At 62.2% G+C, this 17,576-nt stretch carries 21 protein-coding genes; 13 read left to right on the forward strand and 8 right to left on the reverse strand.

The window, feature by feature from the left end:
• Positions 1 to 27 precede the first annotated feature (27 nt).
• Positions 28 to 843 (forward strand): hypothetical protein, encoded by an 816-nt coding sequence (locus LDO54_RS32830; protein WP_224016022.1) that lies wholly within the window; start codon positions 28 to 30, stop codon positions 841 to 843.
• Positions 844 to 985: 142 nt separating this feature from the next.
• A complete protein-coding gene (locus LDO54_RS32835; RefSeq protein ID WP_224016024.1) occupies positions 986 to 1,174 on the forward strand; it encodes a hypothetical protein in 189 nt (62 codons plus the stop codon).
• Between the two features lie 75 nt (positions 1,175 to 1,249).
• Here LDO54_RS32835 and LDO54_RS32840 read toward each other — a convergent pair whose 3' ends face one another.
• A complete protein-coding gene (locus LDO54_RS32840) occupies positions 1,250 to 1,543 on the reverse strand; it encodes a hypothetical protein (protein ID WP_224016026.1) in 294 nt (97 codons plus the stop codon).
• A gap of 143 nt (positions 1,544 to 1,686) precedes the next feature.
• Between LDO54_RS32840 and LDO54_RS32845 the strand changes: the two genes are divergently transcribed.
• Positions 1,687 to 2,355, forward strand: coding sequence for an SOS response-associated peptidase (locus LDO54_RS32845; protein ID WP_224016029.1), 669 nt, complete (start codon positions 1,687 to 1,689; stop codon positions 2,353 to 2,355).
• Between the two features lie 98 nt (positions 2,356 to 2,453).
• Here the strand turns inward: LDO54_RS32845 and LDO54_RS32850 are convergent, their stop codons facing one another.
• Positions 2,454 to 2,777 carry a helix-turn-helix domain-containing protein gene (locus LDO54_RS32850; RefSeq protein WP_224016032.1) on the reverse strand — a complete coding sequence of 108 codons (324 nt, stop codon included), beginning with the start codon at positions 2,775 to 2,777 and terminating at the stop codon, positions 2,454 to 2,456.
• Positions 2,767 to 3,144 (reverse strand): type II toxin-antitoxin system RelE/ParE family toxin, encoded by a 378-nt coding sequence (locus LDO54_RS32855; protein WP_224016035.1) that lies wholly within the window; start codon positions 3,142 to 3,144, stop codon positions 2,767 to 2,769. Before LDO54_RS32855 ends, LDO54_RS32850 begins: the two co-directional genes overlap by 11 nt.
• A gap of 561 nt (positions 3,145 to 3,705) precedes the next feature.
• Here LDO54_RS32855 and LDO54_RS32860 point away from each other — a divergent pair.
• The 4 genes from LDO54_RS32860 (at position 3,706) to LDO54_RS32875 (ending at position 8,221) form a co-directional block, all read left to right on the forward strand.
• Positions 3,706 to 4,473 (forward strand): ParA family protein, encoded by a 768-nt coding sequence (locus LDO54_RS32860; protein WP_224016038.1) that lies wholly within the window; start codon positions 3,706 to 3,708, stop codon positions 4,471 to 4,473.
• Positions 4,470 to 5,564 carry a ParB/RepB/Spo0J family partition protein gene (locus LDO54_RS32865; RefSeq protein WP_224016041.1) on the forward strand — a complete coding sequence of 365 codons (1,095 nt, stop codon included), beginning with the start codon at positions 4,470 to 4,472 and terminating at the stop codon, positions 5,562 to 5,564. Before LDO54_RS32860 ends, LDO54_RS32865 begins: the two co-directional genes overlap by 4 nt.
• 43 nt (positions 5,565 to 5,607) lie before the next feature.
• Positions 5,608 to 6,306 (forward strand): TrfB-related DNA-binding protein, encoded by a 699-nt coding sequence (locus LDO54_RS32870; RefSeq protein ID WP_224016045.1) that lies wholly within the window; start codon positions 5,608 to 5,610, stop codon positions 6,304 to 6,306.
• Positions 6,307 to 6,940: 634 nt separating this feature from the next.
• Positions 6,941 to 8,221: a replication initiation protein gene (locus LDO54_RS32875; protein WP_224016049.1), complete on the forward strand. Its 1,281-nt coding sequence runs from the start codon at positions 6,941 to 6,943 to the stop codon at positions 8,219 to 8,221.
• A 95-nt stretch (positions 8,222 to 8,316) separates the two neighbouring features.
• Here LDO54_RS32875 and LDO54_RS32880 read toward each other — a convergent pair whose 3' ends face one another.
• Positions 8,317 to 9,114, reverse strand: coding sequence for a DUF4942 domain-containing protein (locus tag LDO54_RS32880; RefSeq protein WP_224016052.1), 798 nt, complete (start codon positions 9,112 to 9,114; stop codon positions 8,317 to 8,319).
• A gap of 176 nt (positions 9,115 to 9,290) precedes the next feature.
• On the opposite strand from LDO54_RS32880, the gene LDO54_RS32885 reads away from it, so the two are divergent.
• The 3 genes from LDO54_RS32885 (at position 9,291) to LDO54_RS32895 (ending at position 11,231) form a co-directional block, all read left to right on the forward strand.
• The gene (locus LDO54_RS32885) at positions 9,291 to 9,797 is read left to right on the forward strand and encodes a hypothetical protein (RefSeq protein ID WP_224016055.1); all 507 of its coding nucleotides are present in this window, start codon (positions 9,291 to 9,293) and stop codon (positions 9,795 to 9,797) included.
• Complete coding sequence (locus LDO54_RS32890) at positions 9,794 to 10,891, forward strand: DUF7221 family queuine tRNA-ribosyltransferase-like protein (RefSeq protein WP_224016056.1); 1,098 nt, start codon at positions 9,794 to 9,796, stop codon at positions 10,889 to 10,891. Before LDO54_RS32885 ends, LDO54_RS32890 begins: the two co-directional genes overlap by 4 nt.
• Before the next feature lie 124 nt (positions 10,892 to 11,015).
• Positions 11,016 to 11,231, forward strand: coding sequence for a hypothetical protein (locus tag LDO54_RS32895; RefSeq protein ID WP_224016059.1), 216 nt, complete (start codon positions 11,016 to 11,018; stop codon positions 11,229 to 11,231).
• A 259-nt stretch (positions 11,232 to 11,490) separates the two neighbouring features.
• Here LDO54_RS32895 and LDO54_RS32900 read toward each other — a convergent pair whose 3' ends face one another.
• The 4 genes from LDO54_RS32900 to LDO54_RS32915 all read right to left on the reverse strand — a co-directional run bounded on the left by LDO54_RS32900 (position 11,491) and on the right by LDO54_RS32915 (position 13,566).
• The gene (locus tag LDO54_RS32900; RefSeq protein WP_224016060.1) at positions 11,491 to 11,979 is read right to left on the reverse strand and encodes a hypothetical protein; all 489 of its coding nucleotides are present in this window, start codon (positions 11,977 to 11,979) and stop codon (positions 11,491 to 11,493) included.
• Positions 11,980 to 11,998: 19 nt separating this feature from the next.
• Positions 11,999 to 12,301: an XRE family transcriptional regulator gene (locus tag LDO54_RS32905; RefSeq protein WP_224016063.1), complete on the reverse strand. Its 303-nt coding sequence runs from the start codon at positions 12,299 to 12,301 to the stop codon at positions 11,999 to 12,001.
• Positions 12,302 to 12,875: 574 nt separating this feature from the next.
• Positions 12,876 to 13,148, reverse strand: coding sequence for a hypothetical protein (locus LDO54_RS32910; RefSeq protein WP_224016065.1), 273 nt, complete (start codon positions 13,146 to 13,148; stop codon positions 12,876 to 12,878).
• A gap of 10 nt (positions 13,149 to 13,158) precedes the next feature.
• The gene (locus LDO54_RS32915) at positions 13,159 to 13,566 is read right to left on the reverse strand and encodes an antirestriction protein (RefSeq protein WP_224016069.1); all 408 of its coding nucleotides are present in this window, start codon (positions 13,564 to 13,566) and stop codon (positions 13,159 to 13,161) included.
• A gap of 162 nt (positions 13,567 to 13,728) precedes the next feature.
• On the opposite strand from LDO54_RS32915, the gene LDO54_RS32920 reads away from it, so the two are divergent.
• From LDO54_RS32920 to LDO54_RS32930, 3 genes are all read left to right on the forward strand, one after another.
• Positions 13,729 to 14,010: a hypothetical protein gene (locus tag LDO54_RS32920; protein WP_224016072.1), complete on the forward strand. Its 282-nt coding sequence runs from the start codon at positions 13,729 to 13,731 to the stop codon at positions 14,008 to 14,010.
• Between the two features lie 96 nt (positions 14,011 to 14,106).
• Positions 14,107 to 16,257 carry a ParB/RepB/Spo0J family partition protein gene (locus LDO54_RS32925; RefSeq protein ID WP_224016075.1) on the forward strand — a complete coding sequence of 717 codons (2,151 nt, stop codon included), beginning with the start codon at positions 14,107 to 14,109 and terminating at the stop codon, positions 16,255 to 16,257.
• Positions 16,258 to 16,411: 154 nt separating this feature from the next.
• Entirely contained in the window at positions 16,412 to 17,236 is an 825-nt protein-coding gene (locus tag LDO54_RS32930) for a hypothetical protein (RefSeq protein ID WP_224016078.1), read from the forward strand.
• Positions 17,237 to 17,576 lie beyond the last annotated feature (340 nt).

Consider the following 17,576-nt stretch of genomic DNA (forward strand, 5'->3'; position numbering starts at 1 on the left):
GATGCGCAGGTGCGCGCACTGCTCACCATGCTGCCCGCGTTCGACCGGGATTTCCCGCAGGACAATGCGGCGTTTCTCGATGCGCTGATCGCGGAACTACGCCTGATGACCGGCCGGATCTTCGGCGCGACGGCCTACGACAACATTCTGCGCAACATCGCGCCGCAGGCGGGCGTCATGCGCCGCCCCAGTTCCGCGACGATCCAGCAGGCAGTGGCACGTGCCCACGCGTTGACGCCCGAAGTGTGCGGGCACGCCGATGGGCACGCCACGGCGCCCGGCGGAGGATCGGGCGGACTCGATGTCGAAACCGTTCGCCAGACGCTCGCGCCCGTCGTGCGTGCCGCGCTCGCCCCGCTGCACGCGATGCTCGCGGAAGGCGCGGGCACTGCGGCGCGCGATGTGCGTAGCGGGGAAACAGAAGGGCGGGGCAGCGAAACGGAACTGTTGCTCACACGCGCGGCACTCGACGATGCCCACGCCCGCATCCGGCGGCTTGAGGCCGAACGCGCGGAACTCCAGCGCGAGCTAGGCGCCGCGCAGAGCGCGCGAGACCTGGCCGGTCAGCACGTCCAGGCCATGATGGGCGGACTGCTGGACGCGATCGGTGCGGCCGGCGTGGGCGCGAAGGATCTCGCCGATACTGCGCGGCGCCTCGCGGGCACCGAACAGTTTCTCAAGCTCCAGAACGATGCGGTGCGTCAGCAGGCCACGGCCGTGACCGATGCGCTGCGCGCGCAGAACGCTTCGCTGCGCGAGCGGGTGGACCATCTGCTGATCGAAAACGACCAGTACCGGCGCACGTTGGGCCGGCAGCGCGCAGGTGCGTCCGGGACGCCATGACGGAAGCCCGAAACGTCACTGCAAGGCAGTCGGACAGCCCTGTACGGTCATTCACGGTTGAACTGAAACCTAGACAGTTTCATATGAATTCACGGCGCGCGCCCGCGGTAGACTGGATCTTCCAACGTCAGGAGAGCCCGCCATGCCGAAATACCGCGTTCAGCAATTCCACCAGAGCGAGGACGAATTCCTCGAACTCGGTGGCCTTCAGACACTCGACCTGACCACCGACGAAGAAACCACGCTGCTTGAGCACGACGGCGAAATTACCTGGGTCGAAACGCGGCGCGGGTATTTCGCGCTGGCGAGCGAGGAACCCGTCGACGAGTGAGCGGGCAGGCTCACGGTGCTCCGTTGACCCTGGACCGAACGCAACCGGTTTTCGCCCGCGCGAAAATCGCCTCAGTTATTTTTGTGCCGCGCTGTCCATCAGGCTGTCCAGCAGTGCCTGTTGTCTCGGGGTCGCCGGGTCGCTCAGGCAGGGCTCGGCATCGAGCTCCCGGTTGAAACACTCCCAGACGCTATGCGGGATCGCGCCGCCGTGCGGACTGAGGAAATGCCGCACCTGATTTGCGCGCGAGATCGTCGATCTCAGGCGGTGGATTTCCCATAGCAGCTCGAGGACAAGCGGGCCGGGCTCGGCGTCCCAGATTTCCGCGAGGCGTGCGGCCGTGAGGGCAGGGCGATGACGATGGCTCATGACAAAACCCGGATACTGTGTTTTTATACAGTATAGATTGTCGCGCCGCCCGACGGTAGGCCTTCTTCCTGGATCATGGGTCCGGGCTGCGAAGCGGCCAGACCGAACAATCTCACAGATTGGCAATTTTGCCCGGGAGGGGTATGTGCACGAATTACGCTGCGGCGCGCCGCGATCAACTTTTCAAGCACTTCGGAACGGAGCCACCGGATAGCCCCTGGCGGGATGAAATCTACAAGGACTATCCCGCGCCGATCATCCGCCGGATTGACGGCGCGTCGCGCGCAAGCCTTGCGACGTTTGGGATCGTGCCACGCAAGCACATTCCACCGGGCGTAAAGGTCTTCGACACGATGAACGCGCGCGCCGAAACCGTTGGCGAAAAACGCAGCTTCAGCGGCGCGTGGAAGAAACAACAACTCTGCCTGATCGCGTGTGACGCGTTCTACGAACCGGATTACGAAACGGGAAAAGCGGTGCGCTGGCGCATCGGCATGGCTGATGGATCGCCATTTGCAATCGCCGGCCTGTGGCGCGAGTGGACAGAAGAAGAGGGCAAGGTGGCCTCGTTCACGATGCTGACGCTCAATGCCGATGATCACCCGCTCATGCGCCGCTTTCATCGACCAGGCAGCGAGAAGCGGTCCGTCGTGATCGTGCCACCAGACGAGTACGCCAACTGGCTCGACTGCCGGTCGACCGATGAAGCGCGCTCGTTTCTGCGACTGCCCCCGCCGGAATTGATGCGGGCAGAGCCATGCCCAGCACCGCAGCGCGCCACCAGAGCAGCGGGGAAAGCAGACCAGGCGTAATAAAAAAGCCGACCCGGGTCGGCTTTGTAAACGTGGACGCGTCTGCGGTAATCAAAACGGCGTCACTGGCTCACGAGTTTTTAGCGGGAAGGCCGTCGTTACAGGATGGCCTCAAGTCCCTTTCTGTCGATAAGGTTCAGCAGCTTCGCTGCTGTACCGTTCGGCTTTTTTGCGCCGCCTTCCCAGCTACGCACAGTTGAAGCGCTTGTGTTGATGGCGGCGGCCAGGACGGTCTGGCTGAGTTTCAGCTTTTCCCGAAGGGCGCGCACAGCGGCAGCATCGTAGTCTGGCACCGGTTCAAGGCACAGAGCGTCGTACTCTGCCATGCGGCGCTTGGTGATCAGGCCGGCGCGGTGGAGGTCGCCAGCCGATTCGTGTACAGCCTCGAGCAGACGGCTGCGCGGTTTTGCTTTATTTGCCATGACAAATCTCCGTTAAAGCGCCGTCCGCCACGGTTGCGTCCAGTTGCTGTGAGGTCCGGCTTAGATAGTCGTGCGCCAACTTTTGCAGTGCCTCAAGTTCAGCCGCACTGATATTGTCTCGCTCGTTCTTCTCAAAACCAAAGACGAAAAACCATCGACTACCCCGGTTCGTGGCGACCAGCGTTCGAGTGCCACCGGACTTGCCACGTCCAGGCAATGCCACCCTTTTTTTCACCACATGACCACCAAGGTCGGCGTCAATCAGTCCCGCCACCATTTCTGCGACCGCGGCGCATAGCAGCTGATCAGTGAGCCCCGCCTTGCGCATCCAGCGGTCGAAATGCCGTGTTTTGAAGACTCGTCTCATGGATCAAAGTATAACACTGAGTAGCATACTTTGAAAGTGCTCGGTTGCCGTCGCTTACGTGCAGGTCGACAACTATCGGGGGAAGGGCGGTACGGAGGACGCGCAAAAAAAAAGCGCGCCGAGGCGCGCATGCTCCCAAGGCGAATCCCGAAGGACCCGCAATCGATGAAATCACGGCTTGCGTGAAAAGCGGAAGCAATCCGGCGATTCTACCGGACGACGCTGAAGCTGCAAAAACTCATTTAAACATTCCGTTAACTTTCTGCCACGCAGTGCCGGTGTTCTGTTGTGTCACGCGCGCCGGGACGCTGTGACACAGGGCCGCGGTTGTCCGCTAAAACGAGGCCTGATGATCGGAGACGCGCGCCGCTTGCCCTGCCAAAAATCCAACAAATACTTTCCCATAATTTCAGGCGCGGAAGAATTCATTGCGGCCGGAAATTACGCATCTCGCCCATAACAAATACAAGTGTATGCCTTGTATTTGTTATGGGGGCCTGGTAAAGTAGTTCCCAAGTTGGTGGAGCGATCTTCCGCCAACACGTTACGGGACCACACACCATGCCGACCATTGCGATCGTGAACCAGAAGGGCGGATCCGCGAAAACCGCCTTCGCCTTGCACACCATCTTTCGCGCCGTCGGGCGCAAACAGCGCACGCTTGCGATCGATTTCGACAAGCAGGCAAGCCTGACGCGCTTTTTCAACGCAGCGGCCGACGATGGTCAGGCAACGTCGGCGCAGTGCTTTGAAGGCCCCATCACTGCGGCGCCGGTCAAGTGCGGCGACTATCTGGATTTCCTTCCTGCCGATCGTGCGCTGCGCCTGTGCTCGGGCGCGGGCGCTGAAGCCGCCGTGCAGGCGGCAGAAAACGTGCGCGAGCTTGCCGCGCACTACGACGTCGTGATCATCGACACGCCGGGCGCGCTCGGTGAAGACGCAACGACCTACGCTGCGCTGCTGTCGGCAGACAGCGTGCTTGTGCCTTTCGCCGTCGGCACGATCGAAGCCAACGCACTGGCTGACCTCTGGGAATGCATCGAAGCGATTCGCGAGCAGAACGCGAAACTTCGCGTGCTTGGCTTGCTGCCCAGCAGGATCAACACGCGATCGTCCATTGAAGTGGACGCGCTGCGCGAAATGCGCGAAGAGTTGGGCGCGCTTATCGTGCCGCACACGCTGACAGACCGTTCGGCAGTCAAGCAGGCAATCGCTCAGGGCGTACCCGTGTGGCGTGGGACGAAGGGCGACGGCCATCTCAAGGCCGCGAGAGAGTGGGGCGCTGCGTGCGACTGGGTGCTCGACAACGCACAGGAGATTGCAGCATGAGCAGCAAAAAACCGTTTGGCGGCCTCGTGGCTGCGGTCAAGGGCGGAATGAACCGCTCGAGTCTCGAAGAACTCACAAAGCGCGCGCCGCCGCGCCACATTGCGCTCGACCAGATTCGCATCGTCGACCAGGAGCGCAAGGAATTCGAAGACAGCGAAAGCAGCCTGCTGGAATTCGGTGAGAACCTGAAACGCTGGCAGCTACAGGAAATCGTTGTCCGCCCGATTGCCGGCCCGGTGCCGTTCGAACTGATCGCAGGTGAGCGCCGCTGTCGGGCCGCAGCACTGGTCGGCATGCGAGAGCTTCGCGCCTATGTGATTGAACTCTCTGATGAGGATGCGCACGATGCGCGTCTGTCCGAGAACATCCATCGCAAAAACCTCACGCTGATCGAAGAGGCGCGCGCGCTCCAGCACCGCTGCGACACTGACGGCGTGAAGGCAACCTTGCTCCGCATCAACAAGAGCCATGCGTGGCTGTCAAAGCGGCTCGCGCTGCTGAATCTGCCGGAACAGGCGCAGCGGGTGGTTAGCGGCCGCATCAGCGCCGACCCGGAAGTGATCAATGGCGTGCGCCAGATCGAGAAGCTTGATCCTGAGGCGGCTGCAGAGCTCGTCGACACGCTGGCGCAGACGCGTGGCCAGAGCCGTGCCCGCACGCAGGTCGCGGAAGTCATGGAGAAAGTGAAGGGACCGAAGGCGGCGCGCAGCAAGCCGAAGGCGAGTGATCCGGCGGCCAGCGCGACGCCGGATGCGGGTTCGGATGGCGCGGCCGCGCCGCAGGAGCAGGACGCGGGCATGCGATCGCTTGAGGAGGCCTATCTGGCGCTTTCTCGCGAGGGGCAGACAGCCGACGAGGTTGTTGAGAAAATGACGCCCGCGGTCAGGGAAGCGGCCGGCGGGTGGCTTGAGCAACACGCTGCGCGTGCGCACGACTGCGCGGACGTGGGTCGCGCGGTGCTTGAAGGGCTGCGCACCGGCACGTTCGCGGTGCACGGCGCGCGTGCGCTCGCGCTCGCCGCTTTCGTCCAGGTCGGCGCAGCAGGGCACATGTGCGAACTCACACAAGTCCTGCGCAGCGTCCAGAAATAACAGCAGCCGCGGCGATCAGGCCGCGGCGTCAACAGGTGCCATCATGGGTCGAGTCTCAACGAAACGTTTGTCAGCTGCCGCGTTTGCACGCCTGAAGCCTTGGCTTACCGGCCTGAACGAGAACGTCCAGGAGGTGGCGCGTCGCGCGATGGTCGAAGGCCAGAAGCAGGTCGACATCGCCAGGGAGTTCGACATTACACAGCAGGCCGTCCAGTACAACGTCAACACGGTCTGGACGCGCCTTGAGAAAGCACGCGAAGCAGGCTTCAACCCCGATGAGATTGCTGCGGACGTGGTGAGCGAGGACATGGGGCCGGCGGCCTGGTCCGCCGCGCCCGGTCAGCCCGGCGAGCGTCACTTCACGGGGCGTCTGAAGAAGGATGCCTGGAGTGTTGTGGAGCCGGGCCTGGGCGACGTCGAGCCGGAACGGCTGGCCGTGGCGCGTCTGGCGATCGTGGGCGGCAAGACATTGCGCACGATCGCCGAGCAGCATGGCTGGACGCAGACAGACGTGCGACGTGTCACCGAGCAGGTCTGGAAGCAGATCGTTCACCTGCGACAGTCCTGGTTCCATCATGGCGCACAGTCGACACCGGCCACGACGCCGCCCGGCTGGATCCAGATGGCGGTGCCCGCCGAGCTCGTCGACGCGTTTCGTGCCCAGATCGAACAGTGGAGGAGCGCGACGGAGGCCAAGCCTGATGCAGCACCGACGCGAAAGCGCGCACGCGCAGCCCGGTAAGGCCTCATCATCGCCCCCAAAACCACGACCTTTCCCGGCATGGATTCACACGCAAAGCCTTGTCGGCTGGCCGTTACCGACAGAATGCCCCCAAAACCACGACCTTTACGATAATTGCTATTATGACGTTACGCGTCATGTTGTGGTCGGATGAATTTCCGTGATTCAATGAATCACTCAAATCAAATTCAAAATGTGACGCATCACGTCATGCGGAAGAAGGGTTTGAGAATCAACCCAGTTTGCATAAAAAACAACGCGCTGTTGTTTGTTAACTTTAAGAAACAACACCTTTAAAACCTTTAGCTTCGAATTTCTCCCTTAAATCAAACCCTTGGAGAGCAAAAGGTCGTGCTTTTGGGGGCGATGGGTCGTGCTTTTGGGGGAAAACCGGCCGCCGAGGGTCGTGGTTTCGGGGGCGAAAGGTCGTGGTTTCGGGGAAAGGTCGTGGTTTTGGGGGGCGCTGCGGCATCGCGGAGCGGGCTAAGGCAACGCCCTGATAACAAGGGCGTTTCTGGAAAGCAGCATGACTTGTCCACAGGCGCAGGGGCAAAGGTCGTGATTTCGGGGGCGCCAGCCCTTCCAGACAGCGCATTGGCAACATTTGAGGCCGCCGCCCGACAGGGAGCGGTCCTTGGTTCAGCACGAACCAGACAACTTATTGAAGATGACCAGCAAGAAGACCGCACTCATTTCGCCGGACACTATCCCGCCCTTGCGCAAGGCTGCGGCGGCAATCCATGTCAGCGGCGAACTATCGTTGCTCGAACGCAAGCTCGTCAACGTGCTGCTGCTGAATGCGATCGACAAGATTTCCACACAGAACGTTTTCACGATCCCGACAGCGGTACTGTCGACCCTGGCCGGTCGGGGAGCGAGCAAGAATCTGGATTCGCTGAAAGCCGCGTTGGAGACGATCGCCAGCACGCGGATCGAATTCAACGTGCTGGAGACGGAGCAGCAACCCGCTCACTGGCGCTTCTCACAAATGCTTGGCGGTGCGGAAATCAAAAGCGGCATATGCAGGTATGAATATCCGACGATGCTGACCGAGATGCTGGCCGATCCAGACGTTTACGCACTGATTGACGTGAACGTGCAGAACAAATTCAAGAAGGGCTATGCGCTGTCGCTTTACGAGAACTGCCTGCGCTTCAAGAAGGTAGGGCGGACGCGCTTTGTACCACTGCAAACATGGCGCAAATTACTGGGTGCGCAGAAAACGACCTATGACGATTTCAAGCACTTTGCGAGCATGGTCCTCAAGCCAGCCGTGGCAGAGGTCAACAAGGTCTCCAATATTATTGTCGAGCCGGAATATCGCAAGGAAGGCCGCAAGGTGGTTGAAATCCGCTTCCTGATTTCCGAGAAGCCCCAGGCGCAGCTTACCGAACCGGACTTCCCTGATTCGCTCGAACAGATTCGCAGGAGTGACACATATCGCCGCATGATGGCGATCAACCTCGGCGATCAACTTGCCGTGACGTGGATCCAGTCTGATCCAGCACGCGCGGCGCAGACGGTCGCGTATGTCGAAGCGAAGCTCAAGGACAAGGTAATCAAGAAAAACATTCCAGGCTACGCGCGGCGCGTCTACGAGAGCGGCAGCTCGCTCGAACTGTTCCCGCCCGAAGTCGAGACGCCGGCCCCCAACGCGCCCGCCGCGAAAATGGAGGCGGCGGCCGACGAGCAGGAAAAGGAGCGCCGCGCGCGCGCAGTGACGGCGGCCATCATGGCACTGACCATCGAGCAGACGAACGATTACGTGGAAGCGTATGTCGGTCAGGGCGGCAGGGCGACCACCTACAATGGCGAGACGGGAAAATTCCGCAATGCGCCGCAGAAGGTGGCGTTCATCAGCTGGTTGCGCCCGCAGATTCTCGCGCAGCTCGAGGACGTCGCCGCCGCAGCCTGACACGCCGCGCAGTACAGTGCCACCACAACAAAAAGGCGCCACCGGTCCATGCCGGGGCGCCTTTTTCTATTCAGCCTTGGCCTGTGTGTGTGCCGTCAGGCGTTTTCGCAGGCGAGTGCGTTCGGGAAGTGCTTCACAAGGATCCTGTTCAGCCGTTCCACGAGATCCGGGCGCTTGAAGGTCAGATGCGCATTCCCGTTCTTGAACCACTTGATCGAAAAGTATTCCAGATCGGCGCAAGCGTCCGAAGCGCGCGACAGAACGGTATACATCCCACCCCGATGATCGGGTTCGGGCTTGCCGTCGCAGACGTTGAACACGCGAACCAGATCGTCGAGCGAATCAGCGCGCGCGCTCACGATGAATTGCGGCAGGTTCTTTGTCCGCTCAGTGAGCAGGCGCGTGAGGATGAGTCGCTTACCAAACTTGAATGGCGTGTTGGTCTTGTAGCGCCACGACAGCGACCGGAAACACGCGATGACGCCGCGCTCGAACAGCTCGCCGCGGCTATCGTGCAGCATCTGGAAAGTCGACGTGACGTTCTGCACGTTCAGCGCCGGCGTCTTGAGCTCGTGGATTCCCTTGTCCCACTCAGCGCGCGCTGTTGCGTCCATGAACGTGCGCAGCCCCGATTCGCGCATCAGGTATGCCCAGGCGGATGCATCGACGCGCTTGCTCATCGAGTCCACGAAATCGGGCGCACTGATCGGGGCGCCGCTGCCTGCATGCGAGTATCTGTCGCCGATATGTCGTGTGATCGAATCGAGCCCCGCAGACATGCCGATGGCCTCTGCCTCGTCGATCAGTTCTTTGGCCTGGGTGATGCGTTCAATGATGGCGTCGCGCTGGCGCAGGAGGTTTTCAACGCTCACGCTTTTCACAAGTTCAGTCACTTTATTTTCCTATCCGATGGGTTGGCTTGCAACGCGTCAAGGCGTCGACGTGAGAGGTATATTATCGGTGAATCCAATTTAATACAAGGTAGGACCTTGTATTAAATTGGATTGATGAGTATGATGCTTCTCATGGCCGGACGCTTCGTCAGGGCCGCAAACGAGGACACAGACTCATGGAATCCAGTTACATCGATTCCGCGACCCGGCGCGAACTTCAACGAAAGGAGCGCCTGTTCGTGCTCACTGAAGACGCTGACATGCTTCGCCGGTATCGTCTTACGCCGCTGGGGTACACGTCGGATCGATACGGCCCGTGCGAGATCTGCGGAAGCCGTGTTTCGGATGTTCACTATCAGGTCCGTGAGCGGCTGTACCGGTTCAGCGAAGCGCTCACGAATTTCGGGGGCAAACACTTCGGATGGATCCACGAGGGCGGTGCGTTCGGGCACCGACGTTGCCTTGAGGCCGCGCGTCAGGGGCATACGCATGTCGTCGTGCACCCGGGGCCGGAGGATGATCCCCAGAAGTGGGAAGGCGAGATCGCAGGCAGTGGAGTGACGCTTTACTACGACATCGGCAGCATCAGTATTCACGCGGCCGGTTGCCTTCTCTCGCATGACAGCAGCCTTGGTGCCGCCGTGGCCGGTGCCGTGCTCGCGCTGGGCGCTGACGTCGCATGAGCGCCGCACGCACGCTAAGCGGCCACGCCGGTGTACAGGTTCGTGTGGGTATCCCTGTGACGGGCGGGCAGCTGGTCGCAGCTGCCCGCGGCCGCCAGTACCCCGTTCTGTTCTCCGCCAATGCGTTCGCGAGAACCTATCCGCGTCAGCACGAGCGCGCGGGCGGATTTCGCCAGTTCAGCTTGCCCGACCCTTCGCAGTTTGACGGCCTGGATGCAGCGCTGGATTCAGCGGGGTTCGTAGCGGCCGCGCGCTATGGCGACTATCGCTGGACCGTCGAGGACTATTACGAGCTCGTGGCGGCCTATCCGTGGACCTGGCACGCGGCAATGGATTACTGCGTGGAAGAGGAGGTCGCTCGCGATCGCCCGATGCGCCTGCTGCGCATTGCGGCGACGGCGCACATGCTCGGCCAGTGCAACACTGAGGCCCGGCGTCGGGGCCTGGCTCTGCCGATGCCGGTACTTCAGGGCTGGCAGCCGGATGAGTACCGGTTGTGTGCAGAATGGCTTCCGGTCATTGAATGGCCTGCACTGGTCGGCCTCGGTTCGGTCTGCCGTCGGTCAGTCCACGGACCGGACGGGATACTGGCGATTCTTGACGCGATTGACCGCATTCTGCCTGCGCATGTCCGGCTGCACCTGTTCGGCGTGAAAAGCGAGGCATTGGCCATCCTGAAAAATCATCCGCGCGTGCACAGCGTCGACAGCATGGCGTGGGACTTCGCGGCGCGCCGCGCGCGCCCGACCGGGCGGACCATGAAGTTTCGCATTGAACAGATGCAGGAGTGGACTGAGCGGCAGCGCAGTGTGGCCGATCAGCGAGGGCCAGGCCGCGGCTTGCAGGGCGCATTGTTCGACCCGTGTGAATTCGGTGGCCTGGCAGAAGGGGAGGCCGCGGTGCTCGAAGCGCTGGCATTTGGCTATGCCGAACTCGTGATGAGTGGTGATGTGGCCTACAGTGACGCAATCTGGCACGCGCGGCGTGACGCCGTCGGCGTCATCGCCCTGTACCGGCGCGGCGCGGATCCCGACGAATACGACGAGATTTTCCCTGGCATGGCGGAAAAAATGCGCGCGCACAACGAAGAGTAGACAATTTCGTGGGATCACTTCCATCACCATTTATACAAGTAAAACACTTGTGTAAATGGTGATGCTCTGGTATGATGTTTTTCATGGCCGGGCACTTCGCCAGGGCCGAAACCGGAGCCACCCGATGAACATCAGCCACACCACTCCCACCATCCATCAAGCGCCCACGCTGGGCTTCGCCTCGACCGACGATATCGGTCGGCCCTACGCAATGCTTTTCGAGCGCTACGTTAGTGCGAGCGGCGTTGTGCGCGCCCGCTGCCGGATCGTGAACTGCGCGACACCGCGTCAGGCCAAGAACGCTGTCAAGGCCCACGTCTACGGTCCCGAGTTGCATTGAAGGTGAAAGCCGCCATCGGACTGAACCGCACGCGAGTGTGTGAACTGTTCGCGGCGCGCTGCGTGATGCGCGCCGACCGGAACAACCGCCACGCCCCACTCTCACTGCGTATTGCAGCGGCACACGCGCAATTTGAGCTCGACGCGCGAGTCAGATGCGAGCTCGCAGGCGGCGCGCGTCATCGCCGCAACTGATCACGATCGCCCGGCGCCTGCCGGGCGCCGGCGCAGGACAGCTGTCCACACCGGCTTCCTCCGTGTCAATTCCTTTTGAAACGTTCCATCAACGTTGTTCCGGCCGCGGCCTCACGGTACGCCGCTTCCGCCGCCTTTTTGCGAGCCATCGCCGGGCTGAGTGTGGGATCTTCTGCCTGGAGGTCTGCCGCACTTGGCAGTGGCGTGGAGAGCTCGACGGCCGCCACGTCCGCGCCACTGCCCCTGGGTGCCTGCGTAGGGCCGCCAGGGCGCGCGTCATGGGTGCGTTCCGGTTCGACGTGCTGCTGCTGACGCCTGCGAAGCCGCTTTAGCGCACTCTCGAACCCCGGTAGCCCGATCTGGATGCCCGTGCGGTTCAGGAGCGCAACGAGATCGCTGCGTGCGACTCCGCGCTGGCGTGCGGATTCGAGCAGATGAAAAACATCTGCAATCTGCTTTGTGGCGGAACGCGCGGGCACATTCACCGCTTCGAGCGCCTGCTCTTCGAGCGTGGCAAGCAGCTGGGCGGTGCTCATCGATTCGAACGTGGACATGGTCGCTTCCTTGTCGCGTCTATCGTGCGTCCCAGATCTCGCCATAGCCCGCCTTGCAGGCGAGGATAGCCCAGACCGAATAAGGGATTTCGCGGGATCCCGCGATCCATTCGCGGACCTTACGCGATGCACCTTCGCGCGTGCGTGCGTCATTACCCTCGGCGTCGCGCTTATGAGCGGTCAGACCGACCAGCGCCGCAGTCTGCGCGCCGGTCAGGCCCAGCTGCCTGATGATCGTGCGGATTTCGGTGCCCGTCGGAGGCGTCCAGTCGGCCGCGTTGAGAAAGCATTCCGGCCGGATGCTGATGTTTTGTTCGTCCATGCTGCTCCCGCTATGTTTGCGCGCGCCACCTTCCAGGGCGCGCGTCGATAGTTTATCCAGCCCGCGCTAGCGCGCGGGAAATTTCACCCAACACCTGACGCAATTTCGGGCGCGGGCCTGGCGCACCCGCCGGGCCCGCCAGGCCCGCGCCGCGCGTCGCGCCGTCTATTCCTGCGTTCCAGTCCAGCTCCCGCATGCGCGGGAGAAAGACGCGGCAAAGCCGCGTACGAAAATGCGGTGCCGGTCATGCCGGCGCCAATCCGTTGCTGCGGCGTGTCCGACTCTTCAAGATCGAGCTCCCGCGCTCTCGCGCGGGAGATTCACGCGGCCTGCGGCCGCTTGCCACGAAACACCCGGGGTAGGCCGGCGCCGTACCGGATTGCCCCGGTGCTACGCACCGCGTCGCCGCTCTCCCCAGCGCTCCCGCGCCGGGTCCCCGTGCGGCTCAATCCGGGCGCGCGGCGCGCGCGTAACCGCGGTGCCGCGCTTGCCCCCCAGGTCTACAGGAAGGGGGCGGCACGCGGGCGCGCGTGCAAACGACGCTGCCCGCGCGGTTACGCGCCGCCAATAACGCTTACTCGTATCGGGCCAGCGCGTTCACATACGGTCCCGCGCCATCGAAGCGTATCCACTCATGCCCCGCTTGCCTGGCCCACGCTAACGCCGCTCGCAGATCGGGCGGTGTATCGTCGCAGTCGTCGTGCTCCTCGCCCGCGTACATGAACCAGCCTTCGCGGTATACCGCGACGACGGTCCACGGACAATCCTGTTGCACGCGGTCTAGTTCGCGCCGGGTCGAAATCGAGAGGTGGCCGGACGAGACCAGGGGAACTGTCAGAATTTCCATCGTCAGGACTTCAGTCAATGGCGCGAAGGATGGCCACCGCTTCGGGGTGCGCGAGGGCAAATTCGCGCAGGAAGAAATACTTTTCGATCAGGCGGTCCTCCTGGGTGCGATTGGCGAGGACGTTGAGCGCAAAGAGCGTAAAGATGATGCCCGCCGCGTCAGCGCTCACATCGCCCGAGTAGCCGTTGATCGACTCGATCACGAAACGCTCAGGGGTGCTCGGAGCCAGATAGAAGCCGTCATTGGACAGTTCGAAGAACTTCCAGAGACCGTTGCGGTAGCTCGCCGAAAGCTTCCCGGCCCACTGATACGTCTGAGCCTCGCCCTGCATGAAGTGCTGTCCGAAATGCTTCGGCAGGAAGGCCAGGGTTTGAGCGGCAGCGACAGGCGTCGCGGTGATGGGCTGAATCGCATTCATCGTCGGAGTTTTCCGGTAGCGGCCATGACGAAGTGTCCGGCCATGAATGAGATCATAACGCACACCCGTAACTAATACAAGTATATAACTTGTAGAAAATTTAGAGTTGCGCCATCATCGTGGCATGGCCGGGAATTCGCCAGGGCCGGAATGGAGAGTGCAATGCAGCGGGAACGATTCGAAGTCAGCTTTTGGGTCAGAGTGTTTGATGGGCAGCGACTCTACGAGGATGCGATGCACCGAGCAGTCGGCGGCGCGGATGCAATGTGCGAAAGCGATGCGCGTGACCTGCTTGCGCCGGATGGGGTGATCGACCTCGGTGCATGCCTGGTGATGATCCTTGATCCCGGCGATGTATCGCATGGGGTGAACATTGAGGAGTGCAGTGTCGAGCGCGGCGCAGATGCGCAGCAAGACTGGGTGGCTGAAAATTCACTCAATTAAAAACAAGGTTTAGCCTTGTATACAGTGCGATCAGGTGTTACGATGCGAAGCATGACCGGGCAACGTCTGCCAGGGTCGCTTACCGGAGAATATCTGATGCAATCTGCCGAAAAACTCACGCACGAAGCAGTGGCCACCACTACCGAAGCCGCCCAGACGGGGCCGATCGAATACGTGCCGCTCAAGCGCCTTGTGGTTTCGCCGCATAACGTGCGCAAGTCCGCACTGCGGGACATTCCCGGCCTGGCCGAGAGCATCGCGGCAGAGGGCGTTAGCCAGAACCTGATCGTGCACGGTATCGTCGGCAAGAAGGGCAAAAATGCCCCGCTGGGCGTATGTGCGGGACAGCGACGCCTCGCCGCCCTGACGCTTCTGCTCGAACAGGGCCGCGTGCCCGATACCTACCTGGTGCCCGTGCTGGTCGTGCCTGAACGCGAGGCGTTGCTTCGCTCGCTGACGGAAAACGAACATCATGACGAAATGCACCCGGCAGACAAGGCCATCGCGTTTTCTGCGCTGCTGCTGGAAGGCCGCGAGCCCGCGTTTGTTGCTTCGGTTTTCGGCCTCAGCGAAGCAGCGGTGCGCCGGCATATCAAGCTCGCGTGCCTGTCCCCGAAGCTCATGGACCTGTTTCGCACGGACGAACTCTCGTGGGACCAGGCCACGACGCTGGTGCTCACGGACGACCACGAAAAGCAGGAGCGCGTCTGGTTTGCCGCAGCCGAGTCGCAACAAAGCTGGCTGCGCGAACCTTATCACTTGCGCGAAGCAATCGTTGGCGAAGAAACCGATATTCGGACCAGCGACGCGCTGCGATTTGTGACGGCAAACGCGTATGAAGCGGCGGGCGGCTATATTCGCCGTGACCTGTTCAGTGGCGCTAATGCAGGGTACATCGCGGACCACGAATTGTTGAACCGCCTTGTTGCCGAGAAACTGGAACTACACGCGCAATCGGTCCGCGCCGAGGGCTGGTCGTGGGTGGAATTGCACGCTCAGGCAGGAAATAGCGGCATTTCATACTGTGTGCGTGAGAAGGGAAACGCGCGCGCACTGAGGGACGAGGAGTTGAGCGTGCGCGCGTCGCTGGAGGTTGCTGTCGCCACCGCGCAGGGCGCATGGGATGCGTACTGTGAGAGCGATGGCGAGGCTGATTTCGACGTGGAACACCAGCTTCGCGATGCGATTCGTGCAAGTGCCGTTGCACTGGCAGATTTCGACAGGGCAACGCTCGAATGGTCTGACGAGCAGCGAGCCGCATCCGGTGCGTTCGTTATGGTCGGTAGCGGGGGGGCACTTCGAATCGAACGCGGTTTGCGCCGCCGTGAATACGAGGCGGGCGAAAGAGCGGTCGTGCCGGATCCGACCGCGAGCGCTCCGCAATCGGTGAAGGTTAAGCCCGAGCACAGTGAATCTCTTTGTCGCCGCCTGACAGCGCACCGCACGGCGGCGGTGCGTGCGGAGCTTGCGGGCAGTGCGCGCATGGCGATGGCAGTGCTGCTGCATCGCATGATCCCGGTAGTCTTGGAGGAGCGCTTTCATGATTTGCGCTGGGCCAGCGCCCTTGAGCTTGATCTGCGACGGAACGATGACGGACTGATTCGCGAGGCTGACGACCTGGCCGAAACGGGGGTGTGGCAAGAGATCGAATCCGAGCGGGCGAAATGGCTCAATCTGTTGCCGCTGAACCCTGATCACCTGCTGGGCTGGCTGATCGACGCGGACCAAAGCATGATCGACGGCATTTTCGCTTACTGCGTGGCGGCGACGCTGGATAGCGTGACGGGTAAGGACGAACCGCACCACATCAACCGGGTTGCCGACGCGCTGGAACTTGACATGCGAAAGCATTGGGCGGTCAGCGGAAAGGGCTACCTGACACATGTTTCCAAGGATCGCATCTGCCTCGCCGTGGCGGATGCGGTTGGCCCCGAGGCGGGTGCGTCGCTGGCCGGGATGAAGAAAGCCGACGCAGTGCGCGCCGCAGAATTGCGCCTCGAAGGCACGGGCTGGTTGCCGAGCGTGCTGCGCAACCGTGAGGTGCCTGAGGTGCGGCACTACGGTTTCCGCGACGCTGATGACGAAGGAGGCGCAGATGACGACATGGACGGCCAGCAGGAAGCGGCAAGCGACGAGTGCGACACCGCTATCGTTGACGGGGTAGCTGGCGAGCATGACGCGGACCGGATCGCGGGTGCAGCGGCAGACGAGACGCACGCCGACGTGCCCGAAGCGCTGGCTGCATAAGCGGGCATCGCGGCGAGCGCCCCGGCATCAATCCCGGGGGCGCTAGAAAACAAGCCATTTATACAAGGTTATACCTTGTATAAATGGGCGGTCAGGTCTATAATGCTTCTCATGGCCGGGCACATTGCCAGGGCCGCTAACCGGAGAAGCACCGATGATTGAAGCAACCCAGACCCCTTCCGCTTGCGTTGAAACTGACCTGCGCGCTCGCTGGACGTCCCGGGGCGTATCGCGCGAACGACAGGACGCGATGATTGCTGAAGTTGCAGCGAAAGCCGCCCCTGGCGCGCGCGTGGGTCCGTTTGTCGTCGGCGCAGCTGGCGACGCGCACCCGGCGAAACTCCAGACGTTCTACCGCCTCGGCGGCTATCTCTCGACCACCGGCGCGGGCGTGACGACGTTCACCCTCTGTTCCGAAACGCGGGAAGATGCAATGGGCGTAGGCGGCGGACGCCGCAGCGACTTCGCGGTGCTGCACGCGACGGACCCCGACGATGGCTATGCGCTCCTGCTGGCTGCAATTGGCGCATGCGTCGATGCCAACATGAGCAAGCCGCGCAGCCTGAAAGACGCGTTGGTTGTTGCCCTGGACAGCCTTGCGAAGAACCGCGAGAAAGCCAATGTCAGGCACTTCGAAGCCCTGCGCAGCGCGTTTAAAAACGCGTATGACGTGGCGACCGAAAAGCCGTGGTTGAACCCGGCGCAGCGTGCCGTGCTGGCCGAATGGCCGGGGGAATTCGACGTGCTTTTGCAGTGCGAACGGGAGGTCGATTTCCGCGATGGACTCGCCGCGAGCACGAACGGCGTCATCCAGTTCCTGATGCGTGATCTTTCGACGGCGCAAGGTTGCGACGCGAGCGACGTAGCCGAGGATCGTATTCGCGACGCTATCGCCGATCTGGAAGTCGCCATTGGGGCCGTGCGCGCCATTCCGGCCTGGCCTGAGCAGACGCCGATGCTGGCGCGGGACGGCCTGTAAATCCCATATCCGGGTACCTGAGGTATTGAAAGCGGGCGGGGCGCGCTGTATGCGCCCCGCCCGCTTTTTCATTCCGGCCATGTTTCGCACCGCTGTGCGCCAGCACGCGGCCCCGACACCGGCCAGGCGTGCGGTCGCAACGCGACCGGAATGAGTCTTTGAGTCGAGCCGCCGCGCTCACGCGCGACGGATTCACGCGGGCTTCGCCCGCTTGCCTGGAAACACCGACCGTATGCCGGAGCAGAGCCGGATTGCCCCAGCGCGAGCGCTGGGTCGCCGCTCTCCCCAGCGCTCGCGCGCCGGGTCCCCGTGCGGCTCAATCCGGGCGCGCAGCGCGCGC

This window comes from Paraburkholderia tropica, from assembly GCF_914484835.1.
Classification (GTDB): domain Bacteria; phylum Pseudomonadota; class Gammaproteobacteria; order Burkholderiales; family Burkholderiaceae; genus Paraburkholderia; species Paraburkholderia tropica_A.

Bases quoted from the DNA above. Each gene is read 5' to 3' on its own strand.
- LDO54_RS32830 (WP_224016022.1), top strand. From the start codon at position 28: ATGCTGCCCGCGTTCGACCGGGATTTCCCGCAGGACAATGCGGCGTTT.
- LDO54_RS32835 (WP_224016024.1), top strand. From the start codon at position 986: ATGCCGAAATACCGCGTTCAGCAATTCCACCAGAGCGAGGACGAATTC.
- LDO54_RS32840 (WP_224016026.1), bottom strand. From the start codon at position 1,543: ATGAGCCATCGTCATCGCCCTGCCCTCACGGCCGCACGCCTCGCGGAA.
- LDO54_RS32845 (WP_224016029.1), top strand. From the start codon at position 1,687: ATGTGCACGAATTACGCTGCGGCGCGCCGCGATCAACTTTTCAAGCAC.
- LDO54_RS32850 (WP_224016032.1), bottom strand. From the start codon at position 2,777: ATGGCAAATAAAGCAAAACCGCGCAGCCGTCTGCTCGAGGCTGTACAC.
- LDO54_RS32855 (WP_224016035.1), bottom strand. From the start codon at position 3,144: ATGAGACGAGTCTTCAAAACACGGCATTTCGACCGCTGGATGCGCAAG.
- LDO54_RS32860 (WP_224016038.1), top strand. From the start codon at position 3,706: ATGCCGACCATTGCGATCGTGAACCAGAAGGGCGGATCCGCGAAAACC.
- LDO54_RS32865 (WP_224016041.1), top strand. From the start codon at position 4,470: ATGAGCAGCAAAAAACCGTTTGGCGGCCTCGTGGCTGCGGTCAAGGGC.
- LDO54_RS32870 (WP_224016045.1), top strand. From the start codon at position 5,608: ATGGGTCGAGTCTCAACGAAACGTTTGTCAGCTGCCGCGTTTGCACGC.
- LDO54_RS32885 (WP_224016055.1), top strand. From the start codon at position 9,291: ATGGAATCCAGTTACATCGATTCCGCGACCCGGCGCGAACTTCAACGA.
- LDO54_RS32890 (WP_224016056.1), top strand. From the start codon at position 9,794: ATGAGCGCCGCACGCACGCTAAGCGGCCACGCCGGTGTACAGGTTCGT.
- LDO54_RS32895 (WP_224016059.1), top strand. From the start codon at position 11,016: ATGAACATCAGCCACACCACTCCCACCATCCATCAAGCGCCCACGCTG.
- LDO54_RS32900 (WP_224016060.1), bottom strand. From the start codon at position 11,979: ATGTCCACGTTCGAATCGATGAGCACCGCCCAGCTGCTTGCCACGCTC.
- LDO54_RS32905 (WP_224016063.1), bottom strand. From the start codon at position 12,301: ATGGACGAACAAAACATCAGCATCCGGCCGGAATGCTTTCTCAACGCG.
- LDO54_RS32910 (WP_224016065.1), bottom strand. From the start codon at position 13,148: ATGGAAATTCTGACAGTTCCCCTGGTCTCGTCCGGCCACCTCTCGATT.
- LDO54_RS32915 (WP_224016069.1), bottom strand. From the start codon at position 13,566: ATGAATGCGATTCAGCCCATCACCGCGACGCCTGTCGCTGCCGCTCAA.
- LDO54_RS32920 (WP_224016072.1), top strand. From the start codon at position 13,729: ATGCAGCGGGAACGATTCGAAGTCAGCTTTTGGGTCAGAGTGTTTGAT.
- LDO54_RS32925 (WP_224016075.1), top strand. From the start codon at position 14,107: ATGCAATCTGCCGAAAAACTCACGCACGAAGCAGTGGCCACCACTACC.
- LDO54_RS32930 (WP_224016078.1), top strand. From the start codon at position 16,412: ATGATTGAAGCAACCCAGACCCCTTCCGCTTGCGTTGAAACTGACCTG.